The following is a 24,336-nucleotide window of genomic DNA, read 5'->3' as shown; positions in this document are numbered from 1 at the left end:
TGGTGAAGATTTTTAATAGACTTCATGGAACGCTGCCTTTTTGGAAAAAGACGGCGCTCCAAAACTTTTATTGTTTTTTTTTGATCGATGAGTTGTTTTTTTTTAACAGTCTTTCAACGCCTGCGAGCGAACAGGTGACGGGCAAGCATGCCCACTGCTGAAAATCCCGCCACGGTCTGGAGCAGGCAGGCGCGACGGTACAGCGCAAGGGCCCGGTGCAGGTCGGCAGGACGCAACGCGGCTGGCCCATCGCCCACCCATGGTTCCGCCACGCTGATACCGTTATAGGCGCGCGGACCGGACAGACGTATGCCCAGCGCGCCCGCCATCGCGGCTTCGGGCCAACCGGCATTGGGGGATCGGTGGTGGCGGGCGTCGCGCCACAGAATGCGCAAGGCGTCCCGTGCGCTCATGCCCTTCAGGGTCAGGGCGGCAAGGATGATCCACAGCGCCGACAGGCGGGATGCGGGCAGGTTGACCAGGTCATCCAGCTTTGCCGCCGCGTAACCAAAGGCTGCATGCCGGGGCGTGCGGTGGCCGATCATGCTGTCAGCCGTGTTGACCGATTTGTAAAAGACCGCGCCCGGCAGCCCGCCTGCAGCCATCCACAGCAGGGGGGCGACGATGCCATCGGAAAAGTTTTCGGCCAGTGTTTCGGTCGCGGCCCGCAGCACACCTGCCTTATCCAGCTGTTCGGGGTCACGGCCTACAATATGGGAGACCGCACGCCGGGCGGCGGGCAGGCTGTCATGTGCCTGTATCGCCACGGCCTCGACATGGTCATGCAGTGAACGCTGGGCGACAAGGGAACTGGCCAGTACCGCCGTCAGCGGCAGTGCCAGCCACCGGGGCAGGATACGCCGGATGGCGCGATCCACCAGCATGGCGGTTGCCGTGGGCACGGATACAATCAGCACACTGGCCACAAAACCGTTGGCCCGGCGTCGTGCCGGAGTGGTGTCTGGTGTATTGAGGCGCCGGTCCAGCATGCCGATCAGCCCCCCGATCCACATGACCGGATGCCCGACACGGCGCACCAGCGCCTGTGGATAACCTACGGCCATGTCGGTTACCGATGCGATGCAGGTGATGCCAAGGTTTCGTAACATGAAAAAAAGAGCAGAGCGCATGCCTGCGTGGATATGGTGCGCCCCGCAACGGGTCAAGAGTACGGCCTGTATCAGCGATCTTTTAAAATTAACGTGTTGATGTAAAATAATAAAAGTTCCGAGTTCTGCCTTTTTTCAACAATTGCGGTGTCCTTTGAAGCTTTTTGACAAAAGCTTTACCAAAAATTTCCCTATGATCCGCAGTCTGTTGGAACAGGCGTTTCAGGATGCTGCAAGGCATGTGGAAAGGCCTGTCCGCCATCCATTTTTTCGTGATCAATATTTCTTGCATTAATCAATATGTCGAAAAAATGGTCTAGGCATTTATCCAGACCTCACGGATATAGTGAGCGTTCGGAGCAGCAATGACATGGCACAGCAGGTAGGCGTTTTTGGGTATCAGTGATTTACGGTTCACTTCGTCGCGGCGGCGGTTCATGCAGGGACTGGCAGGGATTGCTGCATGCAGTACGGTTCTTGCCTCCCTTCCGGCCCATTCCAGTCCCCCCGCACCCTATGTCCCGCGTTTCTTCAATCCCGCCGAATGGGCTTTCCTGATCGCTGCGTGCGACCGTCTGATCCCGGCTGATGCAAACGGTCCCGGCGCAGTGGCGCTGGATGTGCCACGTTTCATCGACATGCAGATGGACACCCCCTACGCCCATGGGGCGCAGTGGTACATGCAGGCCCCCTTCGTGCAGGGGCCGGACAACCTTGGCTACCAGCTGCCCCATGCCCCGCGTGACCTGTACCGGCGCGGGATTGCGGGCATGAACGCCCACGCCGCCACCCGCCATGGCAGGCCGTTCGCGGACCTTGCGCCCGCATTGCAGGATGACCTGCTGCGTGGGGCGGAAAATGGCGGCATGACCTTTGGCGACCTGCCATCGTCCGTGTTCTTTGACCAGTTGCTGGCCAATGTGATGGAAGGCGCGTTTTCGGACCCCATCCATGGTGGCAATACCGGGCTTGGCGGCTGGACCATGCTCGGCTTTCCCGGTGCGCGGGCGGATTTCATGGACTGGGTGGACCGCTACGGCGTGCATTACCCGCTGGGCAGTGTGTCCATATCGGGAGAAACGGCATGAGCGACGACGCACGCAGGCTGCACCCGGTTGATGTGGTGATCGTGGGCGGTGGCTGGGCCGGGTCCATCATGGCCAAGGAAATGACCGAGGCCGGGCGGTCGGTCGTCATGCTGGAACGCGGGCCGGACCGCAGCACGGCGGCGGATGGGGCCTATCCCGCCTCGATTGACGAACTGGAGGCCAATTTCCGCTATAAACTGTTTCAGGACCTGTCAAAAAACACCGTCACCATCCGCAACAACAGCCAGCAGACGGCGCTGCCCTATCGCCGCATGGCCGCCTTCCTGCCCGGTGAGGGCGTGGGGGGCGCGGGCCTGCACTGGTCTGGCGTGCATTTCCGTATGCCGCCCGATGACCTGCGCCTGCGCACGCGCGTGATCGAGAAATACGGCGCCAAATTCATTCCCGAAGGCATGAACCTTCAGGATTACGGCGTCAGTTATGAGGAACTGGAACCCTTTTTCGACAAGGCGGAAAAGGTATTTGGCACATCGGGCGAAGCCTACATGGTCAAGGGACAGGTCGTGGGGAAGGGGAATGTGTTTTCCCCCTCGCGTTCCGACCATTTCCCGCTGCCCGCGCTGAAGGATGTCTATACTGCCCACCTGTTCCGCAAGGCGGCGGAAGAAGTGGGCTTCCATCCCTATTCCCTGCCTGCGGCCAATGCGTCGCGGCAGTACATCAACCCGTACGGCGTGCAGATGGGGCCATGCAATTTCTGTGGTTATTGCAGCGGGTATGCCTGTTACATGTATTCCAAGGCATCGCCCAACGTGAATATCCTGCCGGTGCTGCGGCGGCACCCGCTGTTTGAACTGCGCGCGGGCTGTCATGTGCTGAAGGTGGAACTGGACACGGACGGCAGGCGTGCGACCGGCGTGACCTATATCGACCCTGACGGCAGTGTGGTGACCCAGCCTGCGGAAATGGTGATCCTGACTGCGTTCCAGTTCCATAATGTCCGGCTCATGCTGCTGTCAGGCATCGGCAAACCTTATGATCCCGTACGTAACGAAGGGGTGGTGGGACGCAATTTTGTCTATCAGAACGTGACAACCAGCAATGTCTGGCTCGATCGCGGTATTGATACCAACCAGTATATCGGCGCAGGCGGCGGTGGCGTCGCGTTTGATGATTTCAACAGCGAGAATTTCGACCATGGGCCGCTGGGTTTCGTAGGGGGATCGCCGGTCTGGGTGAACCAGGCGGGCGTGAAGGCGATTGCAGCCGCCCATTCCGGTGGACCGCCGGGCACGCCGCGCTGGGGCAGTGCGTGGAAGGCGGGCATGATCGACACCTACCGTCATTCCCTGCGCATTGATGCCCACGGGGCGAACATGGCCTATCGGGACGTGTACCTCGATCTTGATCCGACATGGAAGGACGCCTGCGGGCAGCCCCTGTTACGCATGACGTTTGACTGGAAAGACAACGACATCCGCATGAACCGCTATGTGGTGGACAGGATCGGCGACGTGGCAAAAGCCATGGGCGCGCGGCGTGTCAACCTGACCCGGCGCGAATTCGGCAAGCCGTTCGACACCCGTCAGTACCAGACCACCCACCTGGGTGGAGGGGCCGTGATGGGCAGTGATCCGGGGACAAGCGCGCTCAACCGCTACCTGCAGTCGTGGGATGTGCATAATGTGTTCGTGATCGGGGCGAACGCCTTTCCACAGGGAACAGGCTACAACCCGACCGGCATGGTTGCGGCGCTGGCGTACTGGGCGGCCCATCATATCCGCACGACCTACCTTGCCCATCCCGGGCCGCTGGCGGGATGAGGGGCATGGCGTGGGGAAAGCGGCTGTGCCTGCTGGCTGGCATACTGACGGCGGTGGTGATGGGGATGCCACCGGCACGGGCGCAGGATATGGCACAGGATCATCAGGCATATGATCAGGCCGGGGATGATGCGATCACGCGCGGGGAATACATGGCCCGCGCGGCTGATTGCGCAGCCTGTCACACCGTGCCAGGCGGCGCGCCCTTTGCCGGGGGCATGGCCTTTCACCTGCCGACCGGCACGCTGTATGCCCCCAACATCACCCCTGACCGGCAGACCGGTATCGGCCAGTATTCCGAGGCCGAATTCAGTCGTGCCCTGCGTCGGGGCATCCGCCGTGACGGGGCCACGCTGTACCCGGCCATGCCCTATCCGTCATATGCACGCCTGACGGATGCGGACGTGCATGTGCTGTATGTCTATTTCATGCAGGGCGTGAAGCCTGTTCCGCACGCGGTGGTGCAGGATGGCATGTCGTGGCCCATGTCCATGCGCTGGCCGCTTTCCATCTGGCGTATGCTGTTTGCTCCTGATCCGAAGGCGGCGTTGCGCGACATGGATCGCCGCACCTTTGCCGACCCGCTGGTGGCCCGTGGCAGCTATCTGGTCGAAGGACCGGGTCATTGCGGTGCATGTCATACGCCACGTGCCCTGACCATGCAGGAAAAGGCCCTGACGGCGGTGGACGGGCCATTGTACCTGTCGGGGGGCGATGCGGTGGATGGCTGGCGTCCCGTCAGCCTGCGCGGCGAAAACCGCACCGGACTGGGACGGTGGAACGAACATGATATCGTGCGTTTTCTGGCCACCGGGCGCATGCCGCTGGGGGCGGCATTTGGCGGCATGACGGATGCCATCGGCCATGGCACGCAGCATATGACGGACGATGACCGGCTGGCGATCGCACGCTACCTCAAGACCCTGTCACCCACCGCGCCCGCTGTGGCGCAGGGCTGGATCTATGACCCTGCGGTAACCGATGCCCTGCGCGCGGGTGATGTTTCTGCCCGTGGCGCCCGTGCCTATGTCGATAGCTGTGCTGCCTGTCACCGTACCGACGGTCGTGGTTATCCCACCACGTTCCCGCCACTGGCGGGCAACCCGGTGGTCATGGACCCCAGACCCGACTCCCTGATCCGTATCGTGCTGGAGGGAAATACCCTGCGTGCCACGCGGCAGGCGCCCTCCGCCTTTGTCATGCCCGGGTTTGCCACGCGTATGGACGATAAGACCGTGGCGGATACCGTCACCTTCATCCGTGCGGCATGGGGCAATGACGCGCCTGCGGTAACGGTTGCGGATGTCGCGCGGATACGGCGCACCCTGTCGCCCGAACATCCGCCCGTCTCCCTGCCCATGAACTGATTGTGAAGCATGTGCGGGGACGGGGCCGATTGCCCTTGTCCCCCGGACTTGCATGAATGGCCGTACAAGCCAGCACCGGGGAAGACGATGACCATGTCCATGCACAGGCGTGACCTGTTCCGTGCCATCCTGCCATTGTCCATGGGTATGGGCGGTGTCGCCCGTGCGGCTGAACCCGCGCGGGATGCCACCAACCGTGATCATGGCGTGGCCCCGTCAGGCCCGTTTGACATCGTGGCCCGGTTTGATGGTCCCGGCCCGTCGGGTATCGCGGTGACGCATGGGCGCATATTTGTGGGCTTTCCCCGCCACGCGGTCAATCATCGCGGGGCGACCCTTGCGGAACTGAAGGGCGGAAAGCTGTATCCCTATCCCGATGTGACGCACAGCATGCCGTCCGATCAGCCGCCTGCAAACCGTCTCATGTCCGTGCATGGCATGACGACGGATGCGCGGGGACGGTTATGGGCCATTGATGATGGTAAGCTGGCGGGACAGCCACTGGCACCAGGGGCGGCGAAGGTTATCGGCATTGACCCCGAAACGGACCGGATCTTCGCCAGCATCATCCTGCATGCGCCGACCCTGCTTGCGGATAGTCATATGAACGACCTGCGGGTGGACCTGACGCATGGGGCGCAGGGCACGGTGTACGTGACCGATTCCTCCTTTGGTCTCTCGCCTGCCCTTGTGGTGGTGGATATTGCAACAGGCCGGCAGCGCAGGGTGCTGGCGGATCATCCCTCCATCAAGGCGGAGCGCCCCTTCATGGCAGTGGTGGAGGGACGGCCTCTGGTGTTCGATCCCCCCCAGCACCCGCCCGCCTTTGTCTGGGGTGGAGTTGACGGCATTACCCTGTCCCCGGACAGCACCACGCTGTATTACAGCCCCCTGACCAGCAGGCGGCTGTACAGTATTCCCACCGACCTGCTGGCCGATTTTTCCAAAACCGATGTGCAACTTGCCGCCGGTATCCGCGACCTTGGGGAAAAGGGCGTGGCTGATGGTCTGGCCACTGATGCAAAAGGTCGCATCTACACCACCAATTTCGAACATGACGCCATTTTCCGCCGTAATGCCGATGGCACGTTCGATACCATGGTGCATGATCCGCGCATTCTCTCGCCTGACGGAATATTCGTTGATGGCGACATGGTTTACTGCACGCTGGGACAGTGGAACCGTCTGGGAGGGCTGAATGGCGGGCATGACCTGCGGGTGCCACCCTATTACCTGATCCGCTTTCCCACCGATGTACATGGGCCCGTGGACACGACAAAGCCCGCGCACGGTTAGTTGCCCCTTTCCCCCGACGCTGAATTGCGGCAACAATCCCAGTCATGAATATTATGTCGCGTATGATCCTGCCGCTCATGCGGCGTCTGGAACCCGAGACCGCCCATCGTGTCGCCCTTGATGCCCTGCAGCTTGGACTGGGTGGGGTATCCTGCCCCGGGAAAGATGACCCGGCGCTGTCGGTGCGGGCCATGGGCCTGCGTTTTCCCAACCCTATCGGCATGGCGGCGGGGTTTGACAAGAATGCGCTGGTCGTGCGCCCGCTGGCGCGTTCGGGCTTCGGTTTTGTCGAAGCCGGGACCGTGACCCCGCGTCCGCAGCCCGGCAACCCGCAGCCGCGCCTGTTCCGGCTGACGGAAGACCGCGGCATCATCAACCGCATGGGCTTCAATAATCAGGGTATCGACCGCTTTGCCGTGCGTCTGGCACGTCTGCACCGCGTGTCATCCCCGCGTCGCACGCCGGGCGCGCAGGTGCCGGTTGGAGCGAACCTTGGCATCAACAAGACCGGCGCGGACCCCGAACGCGATTATCCCATGCTGGTCGGGCGGGTTAAGCATTATGCCGACTACATCGTCATCAACCTGTCATCGCCCAACACGCCGGGCCTGCGCGACCTGCTGGAGGCCACGCGGCTGAAGGGTATTCTGGACGCGATCAATACCGCCCATCCCGAACGGCCGCCGCTGCTGGTCAAGATATCGCCCGACATTGCGCATGATGATGTGCCCGCAGTGGTCGAGGCCGCGATTGCCGGTGGCGCGCAGGGGCTGATCGTCTCCAATACAACCATTTCCCGCCCGGCGGGACTGCGTAGCCCGTATGCCAGCGAGACCGGCGGCCTGTCCGGACGCCCGCTGCGCGCGCTGGCGCAGGACATGCTGACCCGCGTGGCACAGGTGGCTGGTGGCCGTGTGGCGCTGGTGGCCTGTGGCGGGATCGAAACCGGTGCGGATATCGTGGACCGGGTGCGTGCGGGCGCCGACCTTGTGCAGATCTACACGTCCTATGTTTATGACGGGCCAGGCATCATCGCGCGCCTGAAGGCCGAAACCCTGCGCGCGCTGCGTGCGGAAGGGTTCGAGACACTGGCCGATGCCAAGGGAACCGCTCTCAAATGAAATGGCATGACGGGCTGTCCACGCTGAACGGGGATTATGACGGCTACATCCTTGACCTGTGGGGTGTGGTGCATAATGGCGTGCAGCCCTATCCCGGCGTTCTGGAATGTCTGCAGCGCCTGCGCGAAGCCGGTCGTCGTGTCGTGCTGCTGTCCAATGCGCCGCGCCGGACTGCAACGGTGGAACCAAACCTGCGCCGCATGGGGATCAGTGCGGATCTGTATGACGCCATCATGACCAGTGGCGAATGCACCCACCGCATGTTGGCCAGCCGCGATGACCCGTGGTTCGCAGCCCTTGGGCGGCGCATGATCCATCTTGGCCCGGAAAAGGATGTGGATGTCTATGCCGGGCTGGACCTTGATGTGGTCACCGACCCGGCTCATGCGGATTTCGTTCTCAATACCGGGCCGGATGCGGAACTGGGGGAGGAGGACATCGCCCCTTACCTGCCGCTGCTTGAACGCTGTGCCGCGCAGAACCTGCCCATGATCTGCGCCAACCCGGACCAGCAGGTCATCCGTGGCACGCAACGCCTGATCTGTGCAGGCGCCATGGCAAGCTGGTATGCGGAACATGACCGTGACGTGCGCTGGATCGGCAAGCCCTATCCAGAAGTGTACGGACTGGCGCTGTCATTGCTGGATATGCCGCGTGACCGTGTGCTGGCGCTGGGGGATGCGCTGGCGACCGATATGCGTGGGGCAGCCACTGCCGGTATTGATGGCTGCTGGGTGCTGGGCGGCATTCATCAGGAAATGCTGGACGGTAGCTGGGAACAGGGTCGTAATCCGGATTACGACCTTGCGGTGGCCGAAGCATCCGCCGCCGGGCTTGCACCGGTGGCCTGCGTGCCGTCCCTGCGCTGGTAACTGACAGTCGTCGCCGGTCAGGCGTGGCCGGGGGTGGCGCTGTACCACGCGGGATCAATGCGCACACTGGCCAGCGCCTGCCGCCATTTGGCATTGTGATCGGCCCCGAATACGATGTTTTCGGTGGCCGGGGCTGCGATCCATGCGTCATGGTGCAGCATTTCTTCTTCCAGCTGTCCCGCCTCCCAGCTGGCGTGCCCCATGGCCAGCAGTGCATGGGCGGGACCATTGCCATCGGCAATGTCACGCAGTACGTCCAGACTGGCCGTAAGCGTGGTGGTGCGGTCAACCGGCAGGCTGCCGTCCCCGCTCCAGTCCGATGTATGCAGCACGAATCCGCGCCCGTTATCCATCGGACCGCCCGCGCACAGATTGATGCGGCGACGGGGTGGTACGGGGGCGATGCCAAGCTGTTCCAGCACATCATCAAGGACAGGCTGGGACAGGCGACGGTTGACGACAAGGCCCATGGCCCCGTCCTCGGGCGTATGGGCGCACAGGTAGACGACACTGCGCGCGAAAGCGGGATCGGTCAGGGCGGGAGTGGCCACAAGCAGGTGGCCTGTCAGGCTGCAGCCTGGAGTTGTCGCGAAGGAAGCCATACACCACCATAGAACCGGATTTGCCCTGCTTTGCAACCATTTCAGGTGTTACCCGTGGCGTGATTGTTCTCAATGACGGATGCCCCACGATATGCAAGGCTTGCCGTTCCATGCAGGAAGGAGACCGATCATGAAGCAGACCGTACTGGTAACCGGTGCCACAGCCGGATTCGGCAAGGCGATTGCCCACCGTCTTGTGCATGATGGATACCGTGTCATTGCAACCGGCCGCAGGCGTGAACGTCTTGACGCGCTGGCGGCGGAGCTGGGGCCTGACCTGCTGCCCTTCCGCCTGGACATGGATGATGCGGGCGCGGTCACGGCCCTGCCGGGCAGCCTGCCCGATGGATGGCGTGATGTGGACGTGCTGGTCAATAATGCCGGACTGGCGCTGGGGATGGAAAAGGCGCAGGACGCGGAAATCGCCAACTGGCAGACCATGATTTCCACCAACGTGACCGGCATGGTCGAACTGACCCGTGTGCTGCTGCCCGGCATGGTGGCGCGTGATCGAGGGCATGTCGTGACCCTTGGCAGCACGGCTGGCACCTATCCCTATACCGGTGGCAATGTGTATGGCGCGACCAAGGCGTTCGTCAGGCAGTTCATGCGCAACCTGCGCTGTGACCTGCTGGGTCATAATGTGCGCGTTACGAACCTTGAACCCGGCCTGTGCGGGGGGAGTGAGTTCAGCCAGGTACGCCTGCGTGACGATGCAAAGGCTGCAGCGGTGTACGAAGGGACAAAGCCGCTGCTACCGGCGGATATTGCCGAGACGGTGGCCTGGGTCCTGTCATTGCCGCGTCACGTCAATATCAATGAAATCGAGATGATGCCGGTCTGTCAGGCGGCAGGCGGTCTTGCGGTGGCGCGGGGGATGAAGGACTGATCATGGCCCGCAAGACCAAGAATATGAGTAACACGCTGGCACGCCAGTTCGCTGTGCGTAACGGACATGATTTTTCCCTTGCGGCCTGTCCCACGCGGGCGGCGGAAGCCTGCGGGCTGGACAAGAAAACCGGCAAGCGGCTGCTGAAGGAACGCATCCGCCGCCTGTCGCAACTGCAGTCGGTACTGTACGCCAATGGCACATGGTCCGTGCTGATCGTGCTGCAGGCGCTGGATGCGGGGGGCAAGGATGGCGTGATCAAGCATGTCATGTCCGGCATCAACCCGCAGGGCGTCAGCGTAACGTCGTTCAAGCAGCCCGGTCCGGTTGAACTGTCGCATGGTTACCTGTGGCGCGAGCATCTGGCAGCTCCTGCGGCCGGGCGCATCGGCATTTTCAACCGCAGTCATTATGAGGAAGTGCTGGTCACCCGGGTGCACCCCGAACTGCTGGACCATGAATGCCTGCCTGCCTCCTTACGTAAAAAGCCGACATTCTGGCAGGACCGTTATGAGGACATCAGCCATTTCGAGCAGTACATGGCGCGTCAGGGGACGGTTGTGCTGAAGTTCTTCCTGCACCTGTCGAAGGAGGAGCAGCGAAAGCGCTTCCTGCGCCGGATCGATCACCGCACCAAGAACTGGAAATTCTCGCCAGCCGATATCCATGAACGGCATTACTGGGATGATTACCAGAGCGCGTACGAGGAGGCGATCAAGCGCACCGCCCACCCCGATGCGCCATGGTTTGTCGTGCCGGCCGATCAGAAATGGTTTGAACGGCTGGTGGTGATCGAGGCCATTATTGACGCGCTGGAAAAACTGCATCTGAAAATGCCGGCATCCGATCCCGCCATGGAGGCGGAAATGGAGAAGGCCCGCAAGCAGCTTGAAGCGGAAGCCCCACAGGCCACTCATCACGCCGTTCATTGACGTGTATGACCACACCCCGCAAAAGATTGTGATCTTGTGTGAATGGAGAACAGTCATGGCGGCAATGCGCTGGCATATACGTGGGATGATGGGGCTTGCGGCGGTCCTTGCGGTGCAGGGGACGCTGATGGCACCAGCCGAGGCACGCCGCCATCACCATCACAGGCGGGAACAGGCCGGGGAAGACTACCAGCAGTCTGGCAGTGAAAAGGACAATGCGCAGACCCAGGCTATCGCTACCCCCGTGCCGGAAACCTGTGATAACCGCAAATTCCTGGCCGACGTTGAAGCGGCAGAAGGTAAGCAGGGCGACCAGCCTGATCGGGTCGAGCATGTCTGTGGCCGCGTAATCGCGGTGTCCGCGTCAAAACGGACCCGTAGCGGCCTTCATGGCTATTTCTATGTTGATGTCGGTAATGGCGTGTCCATCCGCATCGTGTCCGATCTGGACCGTATGTCCGCGCCTGCATGGCCGTGGGTGGCCAGGGGTGACCAGGCGGATGTGCTGGGCCGGTATTATTACGATAACGCGCGCAGTCAGGGCATTGACTGGACCCATCACGGTACCGGTCGTACCTGGCCTGTGGCGGGGTATGTGACAGTCAACGGAACCCGTTACCAGTAAGGGCTGTTTCAGATTTTAAAAACGTTTTGGGCACCGCCTTTTTTCAAAAAGGCGGTGTTTCCTGAAGCTTTCTGAAAACAGATTCACTGAAAAATTATATTCCCATCAATAAGTTATTCAGGCGCGTGGGCCCAACAGGATAATGGCTGCGCCCACCAGGCAGATCGCGGCTCCTCCGATATCCCAGCGATCAGGCGGCAGCTTTTCCACCAGCCATGACCAGATCAGGCTGGCAGCGATATAGACCCCCCCATAAATGGCATAGGCCCGGCCCGCATTGTCAGCCGGGCTGAACGTCAGCAGCCATGCGAACAGCACCAGCGACAGGCAGCCCGGCACCAGAACCAGCGCCGAACGCCCCAGACGCATCCATGCCCAGAAACAGAAACACCCGCAGATTTCCGCGAATGCGGCGGGAACATAAATGGCGGCGGTCAGCATGGGGTTCCTTTCGGGGCAGGGGTACAAAAAAACAGGGACCATTTCTGGTCCCTGTCATTTTCAGGCGATAGCCATAAGGGCTTTGTCAGTCGGCGGCTTCTTCTTCCCGCGTGCTGTCGCCTTCGTCCCCTTCAGTGGACGGGTTTTCCGCATGCGAGATATATTCAAAGTCCAGCTTGCCATCCTTGAGCGTGATCTTGGCCACGCCACCTTTGGTCAGCTTACCAAACAGCAGTTCTTCCGCCAGTGGCTTCTTGATGTGTTCCTGAATGACACGGCCCAGGGGACGTGCGCCATACAGCCGGTCATACCCACGTTCCGCCAGCCATTCACGTGCAGCCGACGAGATTTCAATCATCACGTTGCGGTCCGCAAGCTGGGCTTCCAGCTGGAAGATGAACTTCTCCACCACCCGGTCAACCACATGTGGTGACAGGTTGGCGAACGGAATGATCGCATCAAGACGGTTGCGGAACTCCGGCGTGAATAGGCGCTTGATCGCATCCTCGTCCTCGCCTTCGCGTGACGTGCGGCCAAAACCGATCGCCTCCTTGCTCAGGTCGGCCGCGCCTGCATTGGTGGTCATGATCAGGACCACGTTGCGGAAATCGACCGTCTTGCCATTATGGTCGGTCAGCCGCCCATGATCCATCACCTGCAGCAGGACGTTATACAGGTCCTGATGTGCCTTCTCGATTTCATCAAGCAGCAGGACCGCATGCGGGTGCTGGTCAATGGCGTCGGTCAGCAGGCCACCCTGGTCAAACCCGACATAGCCCGGCGGTGCGCCGATCAGGCGCGAAATCGAATGCCGCTCCATGTATTCCGACATGTCGAAGCGGATCAGTTCGATTCCCAGCGTGCTGGCAAGCTGCTTGGCCACTTCCGTCTTGCCGACACCCGTGGGACCGGAGAACAGATAGTTGCCAATCGGCTTTTCCGGATCACGCAGTCCGGCGCGCGACAGCTTGATCGCGGCCGTCAGGGCCTCGATCGCCTTGTCCTGCCCATAGACCATGCCCTTGAGGTCACGTTCCAGCGAACGCAGCGTTTCCTTGTCGTCGGACGAGACGCTCTTGGGCGGGATGCGCGCGATCTTGGCGACGATATCCTCGACATCCTTCAGTGTGACCGTCTTGCGGCGGCGGTTTTCGGGCACCAGCATGCGCGAGGCACCGACTTCGTCAATCACGTCGATGGCCTTGTCGGGCAGCTTGCGGTCATGGATGTACTTGGCAGACAGTTCCACCGCACCCTTGATCGCGTCATCGGTGTAACGCACCTTGTGATGCTTTTCGTAATTGACCTTCAGGCCACGCAGGATCTTGACCGCATCATCGACCGAGGGTTCCGCCACGTCGATCTTCTGGAACCGGCGCACCAGCGCGCGGTCCTTTTCAAAATGCTGGCGGTATTCCTTGTACGTGGTCGAACCCATGCAGCGCAGCGTGCCGGCGGCAAGGGCGGGCTTGAGCAGGTTGGACGCATCCATGGCCCCGCCCGATGTCGCACCCGCGCCAATGACGGTATGGATTTCGTCAATGAACAGGATGGAGCCGGGGTTGTTGTCCAGTTCGGTCACGACCGCCTTCAGCCGTTCCTCGAAATCACCACGGTAGCGGGTGCCCGCCAGCAGCGCGCCCATATCCAGCGAATAGATCGTGGAATTGAGCAGCACTTCCGGCACGTCACCTTCGACAATGCGCTTGGCCAGCCCTTCGGCAATGGCGGTCTTGCCCACGCCGGGGTCACCCACATACAGCGGGTTGTTCTTGGTGCGGCGGCACAGGATCTGGATCGTGCGTTCGATTTCGGAGTCGCGGCCGATCAGCGGGTCAACCTTGCCTTCCTGCGCCTTCTCGTTGAGGTTGGTGCAGTAGGTGGACAGCGCATCCTGGCTTTTCTGTCCGGTCTTGCCGCGTTCCTCGTTTTCATTTCCTTCGGGCGCGCTACCGGCGACGGGCCGACGCGTGGAGCGGTCGGGCGCCTTGGCGATACCGTGGGAGATGAAGTTGACCGCATCCAGCCGCGTCATGTCCTGCAGCTGCAGGAAATAGACAGCGTGGCTTTCGCGTTCGGCAAACAGGGCGACCAGCACATTTGCGCCCGTTACCTCGTCCCGGCCGGTGGACTGCACGTGGATCGCGGCGCGCTGGATCACGCGCTGGAATGCGGCGGTCGGCTTGGGATCAACGGTACGGTCGGCGGCAAGCCCGGCGAGATCCTTGTCAAGGAAATCGGTCAGGTCGGTGCGCAGCTTGGTCAGGTCAACCCCGCAGGCGCGGAATACCGTCACGGCATCCGGGTCATCGATCAGGGCAAGCAGGAGGTGTTCAAGCGTTGCGTATTCGTGCCGACGGTCGCCGGCCAGTGTCAGCGCACGGTGAAGCGTCTGTTCAAGATTACGTGACAACATGCCGAGACGCTCCTTTTCCAAGAGGGGCCACCCGGGCCCCGGAGATCATAACCGGTAAGTCGGGACAATCCTTGCCCCGTTGTGGTGGAAATGCCAGCACAAAATGCCATGGAACGCGATCGGATCGCGGTGGGGGCGGTAAGATGCGCTTGTCCGTGGGGTCAGTCCTTCTCGATGGTGCATTGCAGCGGGTGCTGGTTCTGGCGCGCCAGGTCCATCACCTGTGTTACTTTGGTTTCCGCAACCTCATACGTAAAGACCCCGCATACACCGACGCCACGTTTGTGAACGTGCAGCATGATGTCCGTCGCCTCCTCGCGGTTTTTCTGGAAAAAGCGTTCCAGCACATGCACCACGAATTCCATCGGGGTATAATCGTCGTTCAGCATCAGCACCTTGTACATCGCCGGCTTGCGGGTCTGTGGGCGGGTGCGGATGACAACGTCGATCATGCCGTCGTCATTGCCGGGGGGGGAATCCTGCCCACCGTTGCGGCGTGGCGGCGTGTTGCCACCATGTCCGTGCGGGTACGTGCCACCCATTTCGGGCGACGACACGGGGCGGGGCAGGGAAGGGCGAGCAATAGCAGACATGACAGGTACCATATTGGAACTTTGCCGTCAGTTGGAAGGGGTGGCGCGCCATGGATACAAGGATTTTTTTACAATCCCGAACCGAAGCCTTCTGCCCGCCACATTCGGCGGGCATGGAAATACGCTCTGGACGAATAGAAAACCTTTCTTTTAGAATGGTTGCAGTCAAGCAACCCATGAATGGATGGAGGGGCGCCGGGTAATGTCCGTGTGCTCGGAAGCCGTATGACTGTCATCGCACGCGCAGGTTTCACCCTTCCATGAGCCATATTCCCATGTCCCGTCTTTCCCGCCTGAAGGTTACCGCGACCGTCGGGCTGTGTGTCGGCCTTGGCGGCATGCACGCCGCCCGCGCCCAGTACGTGGGGCAGGTCAGCGCCATCGTGCTGGATGCCCGCACGGGGGCGGTCGTGTCACAGCAGGACCCGGACCTGCGACGTTATCCCGCCAGCCTGACAAAACTTATGACGCTGTACCTGGCTTTCAAGGCCGTGCGGACGGGACAGGTCACGCTGGACCAGCCCATGCCGGTGTCGGTCCATGCCGCCTCCATGGAACCATCCAAGCTGGGGCTGCGGCCCGGCAGCACCCTGACGGTGGAGCAGGCGGTGCTGGCGCTGGTCACCAAATCCGCTAATGACGCGGCCTGCGCACTGGGTGAATTCCTGGGCGGCGGTGATGAAACCCGTTTTGCCGCGATGATGACGCGCGAGGCCGGCCGGCTGGGCATGTATGACACCGTGTTCCGCAATGCTTCCGGCCTGCCGAATCCGGAACAGATGACATCGGCGCGTGATCTTGCGGTGCTGGCGCGGCACCTGATCGTGGATTACGGCGAGTACTACCATTATTTCGCGGTGCCCGGTTTCTATTTCCATGGGCATGAAGTGCCCAACCATGACCCGATGCTGGGTGCCTATCCCGGCGCGGACGGGCTGAAGACCGGTTATACTGCCGTGGCAGGGCATAACCTTGTTACCTCCGCCGTGCGGGATAACGTGCGCCTGATCGGCGTGGTGATGGGGGCGAAGTCCAATAACCGTCGCAATGCCACCATGACTGCCCTGCTGGATGGTGGTTTCGAGGCGGAAGGCGTTGCCCCTGTCGCCCGTCCCGCAATGCGTCCGCTGCTGCTGGCGCGCGCCGGTGGCGGTACCATGGCGGCACGGCATGGTGCGCGCAACGTGCACCTGGCTTCCATGCGGCTGAACCCCGTGCAACCTGACGAAGTGGCCGACGCATCCGCGATTCCCGCGTCCTACACCCGCCTTCGCCGGGGGCATGGCACGGTCGTGCATGTCCATCCCGCGGTGGTGCATGCACGTGTGCATCTGGTCGGCATGGGACATGTCGCCCATGCAACGCATACCCATGCGAAGGCGCGAAGCTGACAGCGCGTTCCGGGCGCTGTATAGAAGGCATCACATTATCCATCCAGCGCGGCTGGCATGCGGGTCAGGCGCGTTCCTGTTGTCCCTTTCATGACTGCGGGCGGGTGGTCATGTGACGAACACAGGAAAGGATAACGCCATGGAAGGCGATATGCGCGGCGGCGGGGTGCAGATCCACTCGCCCGAGGATTTTGCCGGAATGCGTGCCGCAGGCCAGCTTGCCGCACGGACGCTGGACATGATCACGCCGCATGTGCGCGCCGGGGTCACCACGGGCGCACTGGACAGGCTGATTCATGATTTCATGATCGCCAACGGTTCGGTGCCTGCAACGCTGGGTTATCGTGGATATCCGGCATCCAGCTGCATCTCGATCAACCATGTCGTCTGTCATGGTATCCCGGGTGATCGGGAATTGAAGGATGGTGACATCCTGAATATCGATGTGACCGTTATCCTTGATGGCTGGTTTGGCGATACCAGCCGCATGTACACAGTCGGCAAGGTGCCCATCAAGGCCCAGAAGCTGATCGAGGCGACGTATGAATCTCTTATGCTGTCCATTGACGCGGTGCGTCCGGGGGCGACGCTGGGTGATATCGGTCATGTCATCCAGACCTATGCCGAAGCGCGCCGTTTTTCGGTCGTGCAGGATTTCTGTGGCCATGGAATCGGGCGCACCTTCCACGCCCCGCCGAACGTGCTGCATTACGGCCGCCCCGGTGAGGGGCTGATCCTGCGTCCGGGCATGTTCTTCACCATCGAACCGATGCTGAACACCGGGCGTCCGGATGTGAAGATCCTGGAAGACGGGTGGACCGCCGTCACGCGCGACCGTTCCCTGTCGGCCCAGTTCGAGCATATGCTGGGTGTGACCGAGGACGGGTGCGAGGTTTTCACCCTTTCGCCTGCGGGCTATACCTGCCCCCCTTATCCGGTTGATGGAACATAGAAGTTTTTGTATGCCGCCTTTTTGAAAAAAGGCGGTGTTCCTTGAAGTTTTTTGAAAAAAGCTTCACCAAAAAACTTCTTATGATTGAAGGATGTCCCAAGGACTGGTTCCCTTTAGTATTACATTAAGGGGAGCGGACATCAGCAATGGAGCCAACATGCCTTTTTCCCGTAACCTGCGGTACGGCGCGGTCCTTTTTGCATGTCTTGTAACCGGCATGCCGGATGTCAGCCGGGCCGCAGTTGCCGACCCGCTGGCCTTTGAAACCACCCGAACGGGACAGGCCGTGGGCCTTGCCCCCATGCCGGGACGGCATGGGATGGTGGTCAGCGCGCAGGATATTGCATCCCATGTTGGGGCGGACATTCTGGCGCGCGGCGGCAATGCGGTGGATGCCGCCGTTGCCGTGGGGTATGCCATGGCCGTGGTCTATCCGGCAGCGGGAAACATTGGCGGCGGTGGCTTCATGACCCTGCGCACGCCGGACGGGCATGTGACGTTTGTTGATTTCCGTGAACACGCGCCAAATGCCGCGACCCCCACCATGTATCAGGATGCATCGGGACACGTCATTGCCGGGGCATCCATCACCGGGTGGCGGGCCGTGGCGGTGCCGGGCACCGTGGCGGGGATGGAGGAAGTACGTGGCCGCTGGGGCAGGCTGCCGCGTGCCGATGTCATGGCGCCTGCCATCGCCCTTGCACGTGACGGGTTTATCCTGAAACAGGGCGACGTTGACCTGCTGCATACCGCGACCGCCGCTTTTGCGAAGGATCCGTATGCGCGCGCGATCTTCCTGCACCCCGATGGTACGCCGCTGGAGGCTGGCGAACGGCTGGTACAGGCCGATCTGGCCCGTACGCTGGAACGGATCGCGCATGATGGCGCGCGGGCATTCTATGATGGCCCGATTGCAAAGGAAATCGTCAAAAGCAGCCAGAAGGCTGGCGGTATCCTGTCGCGTAAGGACTTCACCAGTTACCACACGCGCATGATGGCCCCGCTGTCGTGTGACTATCGCGGTTATCATATCGACACGGCGCCCCCCCCCAGCGGGGGCGGGGTTGCCTTGTGCGAAATGCTCAATATCCTGTCGGGCTACGACATGCATGCCCTGGGTCTGCATACGGCGGCCAGCGTGCAGCGCGAGGTCGAGGCCATGCGCCACGCCTATGCCGACCGGCAGAACCTTGGCGACCCGGCTTTCGTAACCAATCCGGTCGCCCACCTGACCGACCCGGCCTATGCGCAGCAGGTCCGCAAATACCTGCCGCTCAACCACGCTGTGCCCTCCGTCAGCCTGCATCCAGGTACGGCGGAACCGGAAAAGGAAGAAACCACCCATTATTCCATCGCGGATCAGGACGGAACCGCCGTCGCCGTGACCTATACCCTGAATGGCTGGTTCGGGGCCGGGGTCGTGGCGGGCCGGACCGGAATCGTGATGAATGACGAAATGGATGATTTCTCCAGCCGTCCGGGTGAACCCAATATGTTCGGCATCGTCGGCAGTACTGCCAATGCCATCGCACCGGGCAAGACGCCGCTGTCATCCATGGCGCCCACCATTGTCTCACGCGATGGGCAGCCGGTCATGGTGCTGGGCAGCCCCGGTGGCTCGCGCATTCCCACCATCATCCTGTCGGTCCTGACCGGCATGGTGGATTACGGGCTGGATGTGCAGCAGGCGGTTGACCTGCCGCGCATCCATGAACAGTGGCAGCCCGACGTGGTGCAGGTGGAGCACGGCGCGCTGTCGCCCGCCGTGACGCGCATCCTGACGCATGAGGGCTACCATATTGAAGAACACGCCCCGTGGGGCTTGGCCGAGAGCATCCTGTCCGGCGGCCCGCGCATCGGGAAGGTCGGGCAGGCCCGTTATTATGGCGGGGCAGACATGCGCCACCAGTCGGGTGCCGCGGTCGGGGAATAAGTGGACGGGCGCGCGATTTTTTCTGTCGCCCCCTTGTGCATGGGGCGGGTGTATGTGTTAGAACCCGCTCGGGAGATCGGTTGTAGACGGATACCTTGCTAACCTGGTCAGGTCCGGAAGGAAGCAGCCGTAGTGAGTTTCGTCCGGGTTATGGCCGGTCTTCCACCCGAAAGTTTCCGTGTCGCGGTGGCGCTTCAGGCGCACGCGCCACTTCTCCAGCCCGGATGCATCAATGACCGTTCCGTCGGATCAGGATCGTTCCGAGGAGGCCGGGCTGCCTGCACCGCCCGCAGACGGCCCCGGACTTTTTGGTGACGCAGGGCCGCCGCCCGCACCCGTAACACCGGATGCAGCCCCTGCGGCGCCCTATCGGGTACTGGCCCGCAAATACCGCCCCACGACCTTTGATGATCTGATCGGACAGGAAACGACTGTCCGCATCCTGCGCAATGCCTTCGCACTGGGCCGGGTCGCGCATGCATTCATGCTGACCGGTGTGCGGGGAGTGGGCAAGACCACCACGGCACGCATCATCGCCCGCGCGCTGAACTGCACCGGGCCGGATGGCAAGGGTGGCCCTACGGCCGATCCGTGTGGCGTCTGTCCCAACTGCGTCGCCATTCTGGCGGACCGGCATCCCGACGTGCTGGAAATGGATGCCGCGTCGCGCACCGGCGTCGATGACGTGCGCGAAATCATCGAGGCGACGCGATTCCGTCCCATGCAGGGGCGGATGAAGGTCTTCATCATTGATGAAGTGCACATGCTCTCGCGCAATGCGTTCAACGCGTTGCTCAAGACGCTGGAGGAGCCGCCCGCGCAGGTCACCTTCATTTTTGCCACAACCGAACTGCGCAAGGTGCCGGTCACCGTCCTGTCACGCTGTCAGACCTTCGCGCTGCGCCGTGTGCCGCAGGTGGAACTGGCCGCGCATTTCGACCGGGTGGCGCAGGCGGAACATGTCCGCTTTTCCCCTGATGCCCTGTCGCTGATCGCACGTGCGGCCGACGGGTCGGTGCGTGACGGGCTGTCGCTGCTGGATCAGGCCATAGCCCAGGGCACGCTGGATGGCGAAGGCGGCACGGATGCGGCTCCCATCGGCGTCGACCTTGTGGCGGGGATGCTGGGGCTGGCGGATCGCGGGCTGGTGTTCGACCTGCTGGATGCGGTGCTGGAGGGAAAACCCGACCGGGCACTGGCCATTACGGCGGATGTCTATGTGCGTGGCGGTGATCTGGGCGTGATGCTCAGCGATGTGCTGGAGCTGGTGCATACGGTTTCACGTATCAAGGCCATTCCGGCGCTACGCGATAATCCCGAACTGCCGGAAGCCGAGCGCCAGCGGGGTGCGGCTTTGGCCGAACGCGTGCCCGTGCCGGTGCTGGGACGGACATGGCAGATGCTGCTCAAGGGCCTGTCGGAAGTGGAACAGGCCCCTGACCGCAGGCAGGCGGCCGAAATGGTGCTGATCCGCCTGTGTTATGTAGCCGATCTGCCGCCGCCGGGCGACCTTGTGCGCAAGGTGCTGGGGCAGGATGCGGCGGCCGCCCCCCTGCGCGTGTCGGAACCGGCGGGTGATGGCCATGGCGCGCCCATGGCTGTTGCCGCGTCTTCCCCTGTAACCGGGGGGAATCCGGATGGGGGGAACAGCGCAATCCGCATGGTGGCCAACGGTGGCATGCAGGTTGAAAGCACGCCCGCACCCCGGACCGGAAGGGTGGCGGAAACCGCCCCCGCGCCGGAACCGGTCGTCCCGCCGCGCACGTGGCGCGAGACCGTGGCCTTTGTCTCCGGCCGAGACGCCATGTTGCATGGCCACCTGCGGCACGCGACGCATCTGGTATCCTTCGCCCCGCCACTGATCGAAATACGTATCGAGCGCAACAGCCTGCCCGGCCTTGCCCGGCGGCTGGAAACCGTGCTGCGTGAAGGTACTGGCGACCCTGCATGGCAGGTGCGCCTGTCGGAAGATGAAGGGGAAGCGACCCTGGCCGAACAGGGGGCCGAAATCATCCAGCTGCACCGGGCGGCGGCGCAGGCTCATCCGCTGGTGCAGGCCGCGATGCAGGTTTTTCCGACTGCCCGCCTGGGTGAGGTCACGGACCATGCACTGGATGATTATGGCCTGCCACCGGAAGAAATGGCGGCCCAGAATTTGGCGCCGGATCTCGAATTCGCGCCTCTTGATGCCGATCTGGTAGAAGAGGACGATCTGGATTCAGATGATTTTGCCTGAGGAGAGCAACTGAACATGAAAAATCTTGCCGGCCTGATGAAGCAGGCCACACAGATGCAGGCCCGCATGGAAGAAATGCAGGCCAAGCTGGAAGACATGACGATCGAAGGCAGCGCGGGCGCTGGCATGGTGACCATCACCATGAACGGCAAGGGCGACATGAAGGCGATCCGTATCGACCCCAAGCTGGCTGACCCGGCCGAGATGGAAATGCTGCAGGACCTGATCCTTGCGGCCAGTGCGGATGCGCGCAAGAAGCTGGATGCGACCGCCAGCGAGGAAATGAAGAAGGTCACCGGCGGCCTGAGCCTGCCGGGCGGGATGAAATTTCCGTTCTGATCCATAACGTCGGGAAACATGCATGAGTGGCAGGGGCGAAATCGACCGGCTGGTGACCCTGTTGGGCCGCCTGCCGGGGCTGGGTCCGCGTTCGGCCCGGCGCGCAGCCCTTGCCCTGCTGCGCCAGCCCCATGCGCGGATGCTGCCCCTGGCCGAGGCGATGGAACAGGCCGCGCGTGCGGTGCGTACCTGTTCAACCTGCGGCAACCTGGACACCACCGATCCGTGCGGCATCTGCGCGGACCCCATGCGTGACGACGGACTGGTCTGCGTGGTGGAAAATGTGGGCGACCTGTGGGCTCTGGAACGCGCGGGCGTCCACCGTGGCGTGTACCAGGTGCTGGGTGGCACACTGTCCGCCCTGTCGGGTATGGGGCCGGATGACCTGAACGTGCGGCCCCTGTTTGACCGCATCGCCGCAGGTGGTGTGCGCGAAGTCATCCTTGCGCTGGGCACGACGGTGGAAGGGGCGACCACCATGCACTGGCTGCATGAACGCCTCGCCCGGTTTGATGTGCAGGTCAGCCGCGTTGGGCAGGGTGTGCCGGTGGGCGGCGCGCTGGACGTGCTTGATGACGGGACACTGGCCGCCGCCATCATGGCGCGCAGACCGGCGTGAGCAACACATTCCCATGGCCCGTACCCGCCACCATCCCTCGCGTGGCGCTGGTGACGGGGGGCGCTGCCCGGCTTGGCCGCGCCATTGCGCTGGAACTGGCGCGCGCGGGTTTTGACATTGCCATCCATTATAACGAATCCGCCGATGCGGCCGAACGGACTGCGGCGGAAATTCGTGCCATTGGGCGCAGGGGCCATGTGTTTCAGGCTGACCTGTCGCGTGAAGAATCGGTCCACGCCCTGTTGCCCGCCGTTATGCAGGCGCTGGGGCCTGTGGGCGTGCTGGTCAACAATGCCAGCACCTTTTACCGTGATGAATGGGATGACGCCACGCGGGTGGGGTGGGATGCGCATATGCAGCCCAATACCCGCGCACCCTTCGTGCTGATGCAGGAATTCGCGCGTCTGCTGCCGCCGCAGGCGCAGGGGATGGTGCTGAACATGCTGGATGAGCGCGTATGGTCGCTGACCCCGCATTTTGTCAGCTATACCGTGTCCAAGGCGGCGCTATGGACGCTGACCCAGACCATGGCGCTGGCGCTGGCGCCGCGCGGTATCCGGGTCAACGCCATCGGTCCCGGCCCGGTACTGCCGACGCCACGGCAGACGGCGGAGCATTTCGCCCGGCAATGCGCCTCCGTTCCGCTGGGGCATGGGGCGACGCCCGATGAAATTGCGCGTGCGGCGCTTTCACTGCTCTGCCTGCCTTCCGTGACCGGACAGATGCTGGCCCTTGACGGGGGCCAGCACATGCAGTGGTCGCCCGCCCCCCGTCCGGCCTGAATATTTCAACCGACTGGATCCGCCATGTCCCTGCTGCCGCCATGGAATGAACCGCAACCGCTGCGTTGCCTGTTTGTGCGCAATATGGTGCTGGACGCCCATATCGGCGTGTTTGAACATGAACAGGGCGTGACCCAGCGCATCCGCGTCAACGTGGCCTTTGGCGTGTCGGACAGCGCGACACTGGACGTGGGACCGGACGACCTGGGCCGCACGGTATCATATGAACGTGTGGTGCTGCTGGTGCGCGAACTGGTGGCGCAGGGACATGTAGCGCTTGTGGAAACGCTGGCCGAACGAATCGCTGCGGGCGTGCTGGCGGACAGACGTGTCCGCATCACACGCGTCTGCGTGGAAAAGCTGGACATCTTTGACGACGCCGAATCGGTCGGGGTCGAGATCGAACGCCGCAACCCGGACGCCTGATGCAAAAACGGTCCGGGACAGCGTCCCGGACCGGATCATGTCAGTTGTCGTGGTCGTCCTTGTCGGTCTTCACGTCGATGTCGGCGCTGCTGATATCGTCGTCATCATCGTCATCAAGGCCCGCATCGTCCGGCAGGACGGTATCATCGTCCTCATCGGCGTCGGCATCCAGATCGACGTCGACATCGTTTTCGAGCGCGTCATCGGCCGTCTTGGGCTTGGATTCGGGAGCAGCTTCCACCGGGCGACGGACGCGGGGCAGTTCCACGGGCTGTTCAGCACCGCATTTGGGGCAGACGGCCGGATTCTTGTTCAGATCGTAGAAACGGGCGCTGCAGGAGACACAGACACGTTTGGTGCCGAGGTTGGACTGAGCCATCTTGAACCTGTCGATCCTGTTTTGATTATGAATGAAGCCACGGTATCCGGAAGTGGCAAAAGGCGCAGCCCCATGCCAGTTTGTAGGCGTAATGTCAAACACCGGGGCATGCGCCGGTGGGGTGATCATGCCGATCTGTGATTG

General features: G+C 62.2%; 23 protein-coding genes and 1 other RNA gene. 18 read left to right on the top strand and 6 right to left on the bottom strand.

Annotated elements, in window-relative coordinates; genetic code table 11:
* Positions 1-113: 113 nt before the first annotated feature.
* Complete coding sequence (gene cbiB / locus MSKU9_RS07865; protein WP_141260722.1) at positions 114-1,166, bottom strand: adenosylcobinamide-phosphate synthase CbiB; 1,053 nt, start codon at positions 1,164-1,166, stop codon at positions 114-116.
* 380 nt (positions 1,167-1,546) lie between these two features.
* On the opposite strand from cbiB, the gene MSKU9_RS07860 reads away from it, so the two are divergent.
* The 6 genes from MSKU9_RS07860 to MSKU9_RS07835 all read left to right on the top strand — a co-directional run bounded on the left by MSKU9_RS07860 (position 1,547) and on the right by MSKU9_RS07835 (position 8,637).
* The gene (locus MSKU9_RS07860) at positions 1,547-2,197 is read left to right on the top strand and encodes a gluconate 2-dehydrogenase subunit 3 family protein (RefSeq protein ID WP_162853803.1); all 651 of its coding nucleotides are present in this window, start codon (positions 1,547-1,549) and stop codon (positions 2,195-2,197) included.
* Positions 2,194-3,981, top strand: a complete 1,788-nt coding sequence (locus tag MSKU9_RS07855) for a GMC family oxidoreductase (RefSeq protein ID WP_141260720.1) — start codon at positions 2,194-2,196, stop codon at positions 3,979-3,981. Before MSKU9_RS07860 ends, MSKU9_RS07855 begins: the two co-directional genes overlap by 4 nt.
* A gap of 65 nt (positions 3,982-4,046) precedes the next feature.
* Complete coding sequence (locus tag MSKU9_RS07850) at positions 4,047-5,348, top strand: c-type cytochrome (protein ID WP_370685918.1); 1,302 nt, start codon at positions 4,047-4,049, stop codon at positions 5,346-5,348.
* 87 nt (positions 5,349-5,435) lie between these two features.
* A complete protein-coding gene (locus tag MSKU9_RS07845; protein ID WP_141260719.1) occupies positions 5,436-6,644 on the top strand; it encodes an L-dopachrome tautomerase-related protein in 1,209 nt (402 codons plus the stop codon).
* Positions 6,645-6,688: 44 nt separating this feature from the next.
* Positions 6,689-7,765, top strand: coding sequence for a quinone-dependent dihydroorotate dehydrogenase (locus tag MSKU9_RS07840; RefSeq protein ID WP_141260718.1), 1,077 nt, complete (start codon positions 6,689-6,691; stop codon positions 7,763-7,765).
* On the top strand, positions 7,762-8,637 hold the full coding sequence (locus MSKU9_RS07835) for a TIGR01459 family HAD-type hydrolase (protein ID WP_141260717.1): 876 nt from the start codon (positions 7,762-7,764) through the stop codon (positions 8,635-8,637). Before MSKU9_RS07840 ends, MSKU9_RS07835 begins: the two co-directional genes overlap by 4 nt.
* Before the next feature lie 17 nt (positions 8,638-8,654).
* Here MSKU9_RS07835 and MSKU9_RS07830 read toward each other — a convergent pair whose 3' ends face one another.
* Positions 8,655-9,239, bottom strand: a complete 585-nt coding sequence (locus tag MSKU9_RS07830; protein ID WP_141260716.1) for a YqgE/AlgH family protein — start codon at positions 9,237-9,239, stop codon at positions 8,655-8,657.
* 130 nt (positions 9,240-9,369) lie between these two features.
* On the opposite strand from MSKU9_RS07830, the gene MSKU9_RS07825 reads away from it, so the two are divergent.
* The 3 genes from MSKU9_RS07825 to MSKU9_RS07815 are packed head-to-tail and all read left to right on the top strand — an operon-like array spanning position 9,370 to position 11,685.
* Entirely contained in the window at positions 9,370-10,128 is a 759-nt protein-coding gene (locus tag MSKU9_RS07825; RefSeq protein ID WP_141260715.1) for an SDR family NAD(P)-dependent oxidoreductase, read from the top strand.
* A gap of 2 nt (positions 10,129-10,130) precedes the next feature.
* On the top strand, positions 10,131-11,060 hold the full coding sequence (locus MSKU9_RS07820; RefSeq protein ID WP_141260714.1) for a polyphosphate kinase 2 family protein: 930 nt from the start codon (positions 10,131-10,133) through the stop codon (positions 11,058-11,060).
* A gap of 55 nt (positions 11,061-11,115) precedes the next feature.
* Positions 11,116-11,685 carry a DUF3465 domain-containing protein gene (locus MSKU9_RS07815; protein WP_141260713.1) on the top strand — a complete coding sequence of 190 codons (570 nt, stop codon included), beginning with the start codon at positions 11,116-11,118 and terminating at the stop codon, positions 11,683-11,685.
* Positions 11,686-11,802: 117 nt separating this feature from the next.
* Here MSKU9_RS07815 and MSKU9_RS07810 read toward each other — a convergent pair whose 3' ends face one another.
* The 3 genes from MSKU9_RS07810 to clpS form a co-directional block, all read right to left on the bottom strand.
* Positions 11,803-12,126: a YnfA family protein gene (locus MSKU9_RS07810; protein WP_141260712.1), complete on the bottom strand. Its 324-nt coding sequence runs from the start codon at positions 12,124-12,126 to the stop codon at positions 11,803-11,805.
* Between the two features lie 85 nt (positions 12,127-12,211).
* Positions 12,212-14,542 (bottom strand): ATP-dependent Clp protease ATP-binding subunit ClpA, encoded by a 2,331-nt coding sequence (clpA, locus tag MSKU9_RS07805; RefSeq protein WP_141260711.1) that lies wholly within the window; start codon positions 14,540-14,542, stop codon positions 12,212-12,214.
* A 161-nt stretch (positions 14,543-14,703) separates the two neighbouring features.
* A complete protein-coding gene (gene clpS, locus MSKU9_RS07800) occupies positions 14,704-15,084 on the bottom strand; it encodes an ATP-dependent Clp protease adapter ClpS (protein ID WP_026019524.1) in 381 nt (126 codons plus the stop codon).
* A 311-nt stretch (positions 15,085-15,395) separates the two neighbouring features.
* On the opposite strand from clpS, the gene MSKU9_RS07795 reads away from it, so the two are divergent.
* From MSKU9_RS07795 to folB, 9 genes are all read left to right on the top strand, one after another.
* Positions 15,396-16,526, top strand: a complete 1,131-nt coding sequence (locus MSKU9_RS07795; protein ID WP_141260710.1) for a D-alanyl-D-alanine carboxypeptidase family protein — start codon at positions 15,396-15,398, stop codon at positions 16,524-16,526.
* A 139-nt stretch (positions 16,527-16,665) separates the two neighbouring features.
* Positions 16,666-17,478 (top strand): type I methionyl aminopeptidase, encoded by an 813-nt coding sequence (map, locus tag MSKU9_RS07790; protein WP_141260775.1) that lies wholly within the window; start codon positions 16,666-16,668, stop codon positions 17,476-17,478.
* A gap of 157 nt (positions 17,479-17,635) precedes the next feature.
* The gene (gene ggt / locus MSKU9_RS07785; protein WP_141260709.1) at positions 17,636-19,411 is read left to right on the top strand and encodes a gamma-glutamyltransferase; all 1,776 of its coding nucleotides are present in this window, start codon (positions 17,636-17,638) and stop codon (positions 19,409-19,411) included.
* 71 nt (positions 19,412-19,482) lie between these two features.
* An RNA gene (gene ffs, locus MSKU9_RS07780) (signal recognition particle sRNA small type) lies at positions 19,483-19,577 on the top strand.
* A gap of 66 nt (positions 19,578-19,643) precedes the next feature.
* Positions 19,644-21,647 (top strand): DNA polymerase III subunit gamma/tau, encoded by a 2,004-nt coding sequence (locus MSKU9_RS07775; RefSeq protein ID WP_141260708.1) that lies wholly within the window; start codon positions 19,644-19,646, stop codon positions 21,645-21,647.
* 15 nt (positions 21,648-21,662) lie between these two features.
* Positions 21,663-21,986, top strand: coding sequence for a YbaB/EbfC family nucleoid-associated protein (locus MSKU9_RS07770; protein WP_010506817.1), 324 nt, complete (start codon positions 21,663-21,665; stop codon positions 21,984-21,986).
* Positions 21,987-22,008: 22 nt separating this feature from the next.
* Positions 22,009-22,605, top strand: a complete 597-nt coding sequence (recR, locus tag MSKU9_RS07765) for a recombination mediator RecR (protein ID WP_141260707.1) — start codon at positions 22,009-22,011, stop codon at positions 22,603-22,605.
* Complete coding sequence (locus MSKU9_RS07760; protein WP_141260706.1) at positions 22,602-23,387, top strand: SDR family oxidoreductase; 786 nt, start codon at positions 22,602-22,604, stop codon at positions 23,385-23,387. The genes recR and MSKU9_RS07760 overlap by 4 nt, the downstream gene beginning before the upstream one ends.
* Before the next feature lie 24 nt (positions 23,388-23,411).
* Positions 23,412-23,813: a dihydroneopterin aldolase gene (gene folB, locus MSKU9_RS07755; protein WP_141260705.1), complete on the top strand. Its 402-nt coding sequence runs from the start codon at positions 23,412-23,414 to the stop codon at positions 23,811-23,813.
* Between the two features lie 40 nt (positions 23,814-23,853).
* Here the strand turns inward: folB and MSKU9_RS07750 are convergent, their stop codons facing one another.
* Entirely contained in the window at positions 23,854-24,192 is a 339-nt protein-coding gene (locus MSKU9_RS07750) for a TIGR02300 family protein (protein ID WP_193557658.1), read from the bottom strand.
* Between the last annotated feature and the right edge of the window lie 144 nt (positions 24,193-24,336).

Source organism: Komagataeibacter diospyri (genome assembly GCF_006538165.1).
GTDB lineage: Bacteria > Pseudomonadota > Alphaproteobacteria > Acetobacterales > Acetobacteraceae > Komagataeibacter > Komagataeibacter diospyri.
This window is presented reverse-complemented; position numbering and strand designations above follow the sequence as displayed.

Excerpts from the sequence above, each read along its gene's own strand:
- MSKU9_RS07860 (WP_162853803.1), top strand. The coding sequence starts at position 1,547 with ATGCAGGGACTGGCAGGGATTGCTGCATGCAGTACGGTTCTTGCCTCC.
- MSKU9_RS07855 (WP_141260720.1), top strand. The coding sequence starts at position 2,194 with ATGAGCGACGACGCACGCAGGCTGCACCCGGTTGATGTGGTGATCGTG.
- MSKU9_RS07850 (WP_370685918.1), top strand. The coding sequence starts at position 4,047 with ATGCCACCGGCACGGGCGCAGGATATGGCACAGGATCATCAGGCATAT.
- MSKU9_RS07845 (WP_141260719.1), top strand. The coding sequence starts at position 5,436 with ATGACCATGTCCATGCACAGGCGTGACCTGTTCCGTGCCATCCTGCCA.
- MSKU9_RS07840 (WP_141260718.1), top strand. The coding sequence starts at position 6,689 with ATGAATATTATGTCGCGTATGATCCTGCCGCTCATGCGGCGTCTGGAA.
- MSKU9_RS07835 (WP_141260717.1), top strand. The coding sequence starts at position 7,762 with ATGAAATGGCATGACGGGCTGTCCACGCTGAACGGGGATTATGACGGC.
- MSKU9_RS07830 (WP_141260716.1), bottom strand. The coding sequence starts at position 9,239 with ATGGCTTCCTTCGCGACAACTCCAGGCTGCAGCCTGACAGGCCACCTG.
- MSKU9_RS07825 (WP_141260715.1), top strand. The coding sequence starts at position 9,370 with ATGAAGCAGACCGTACTGGTAACCGGTGCCACAGCCGGATTCGGCAAG.
- MSKU9_RS07820 (WP_141260714.1), top strand. The coding sequence starts at position 10,131 with ATGGCCCGCAAGACCAAGAATATGAGTAACACGCTGGCACGCCAGTTC.
- MSKU9_RS07815 (WP_141260713.1), top strand. The coding sequence starts at position 11,116 with ATGGCGGCAATGCGCTGGCATATACGTGGGATGATGGGGCTTGCGGCG.
- MSKU9_RS07810 (WP_141260712.1), bottom strand. The coding sequence starts at position 12,126 with ATGCTGACCGCCGCCATTTATGTTCCCGCCGCATTCGCGGAAATCTGC.
- clpA (WP_141260711.1), bottom strand. The coding sequence starts at position 14,542 with ATGTTGTCACGTAATCTTGAACAGACGCTTCACCGTGCGCTGACACTG.
- clpS (WP_026019524.1), bottom strand. The coding sequence starts at position 15,084 with ATGGGTGGCACGTACCCGCACGGACATGGTGGCAACACGCCGCCACGC.
- MSKU9_RS07795 (WP_141260710.1), top strand. The coding sequence starts at position 15,396 with ATGAGCCATATTCCCATGTCCCGTCTTTCCCGCCTGAAGGTTACCGCG.
- map (WP_141260775.1), top strand. The coding sequence starts at position 16,666 with ATGGAAGGCGATATGCGCGGCGGCGGGGTGCAGATCCACTCGCCCGAG.
- ggt (WP_141260709.1), top strand. The coding sequence starts at position 17,636 with ATGCCTTTTTCCCGTAACCTGCGGTACGGCGCGGTCCTTTTTGCATGT.
- MSKU9_RS07775 (WP_141260708.1), top strand. The coding sequence starts at position 19,644 with ATGACCGTTCCGTCGGATCAGGATCGTTCCGAGGAGGCCGGGCTGCCT.
- MSKU9_RS07770 (WP_010506817.1), top strand. The coding sequence starts at position 21,663 with ATGAAAAATCTTGCCGGCCTGATGAAGCAGGCCACACAGATGCAGGCC.
- recR (WP_141260707.1), top strand. The coding sequence starts at position 22,009 with ATGAGTGGCAGGGGCGAAATCGACCGGCTGGTGACCCTGTTGGGCCGC.
- folB (WP_141260705.1), top strand. The coding sequence starts at position 23,412 with ATGTCCCTGCTGCCGCCATGGAATGAACCGCAACCGCTGCGTTGCCTG.
- MSKU9_RS07750 (WP_193557658.1), bottom strand. The coding sequence starts at position 24,192 with ATGGCTCAGTCCAACCTCGGCACCAAACGTGTCTGTGTCTCCTGCAGC.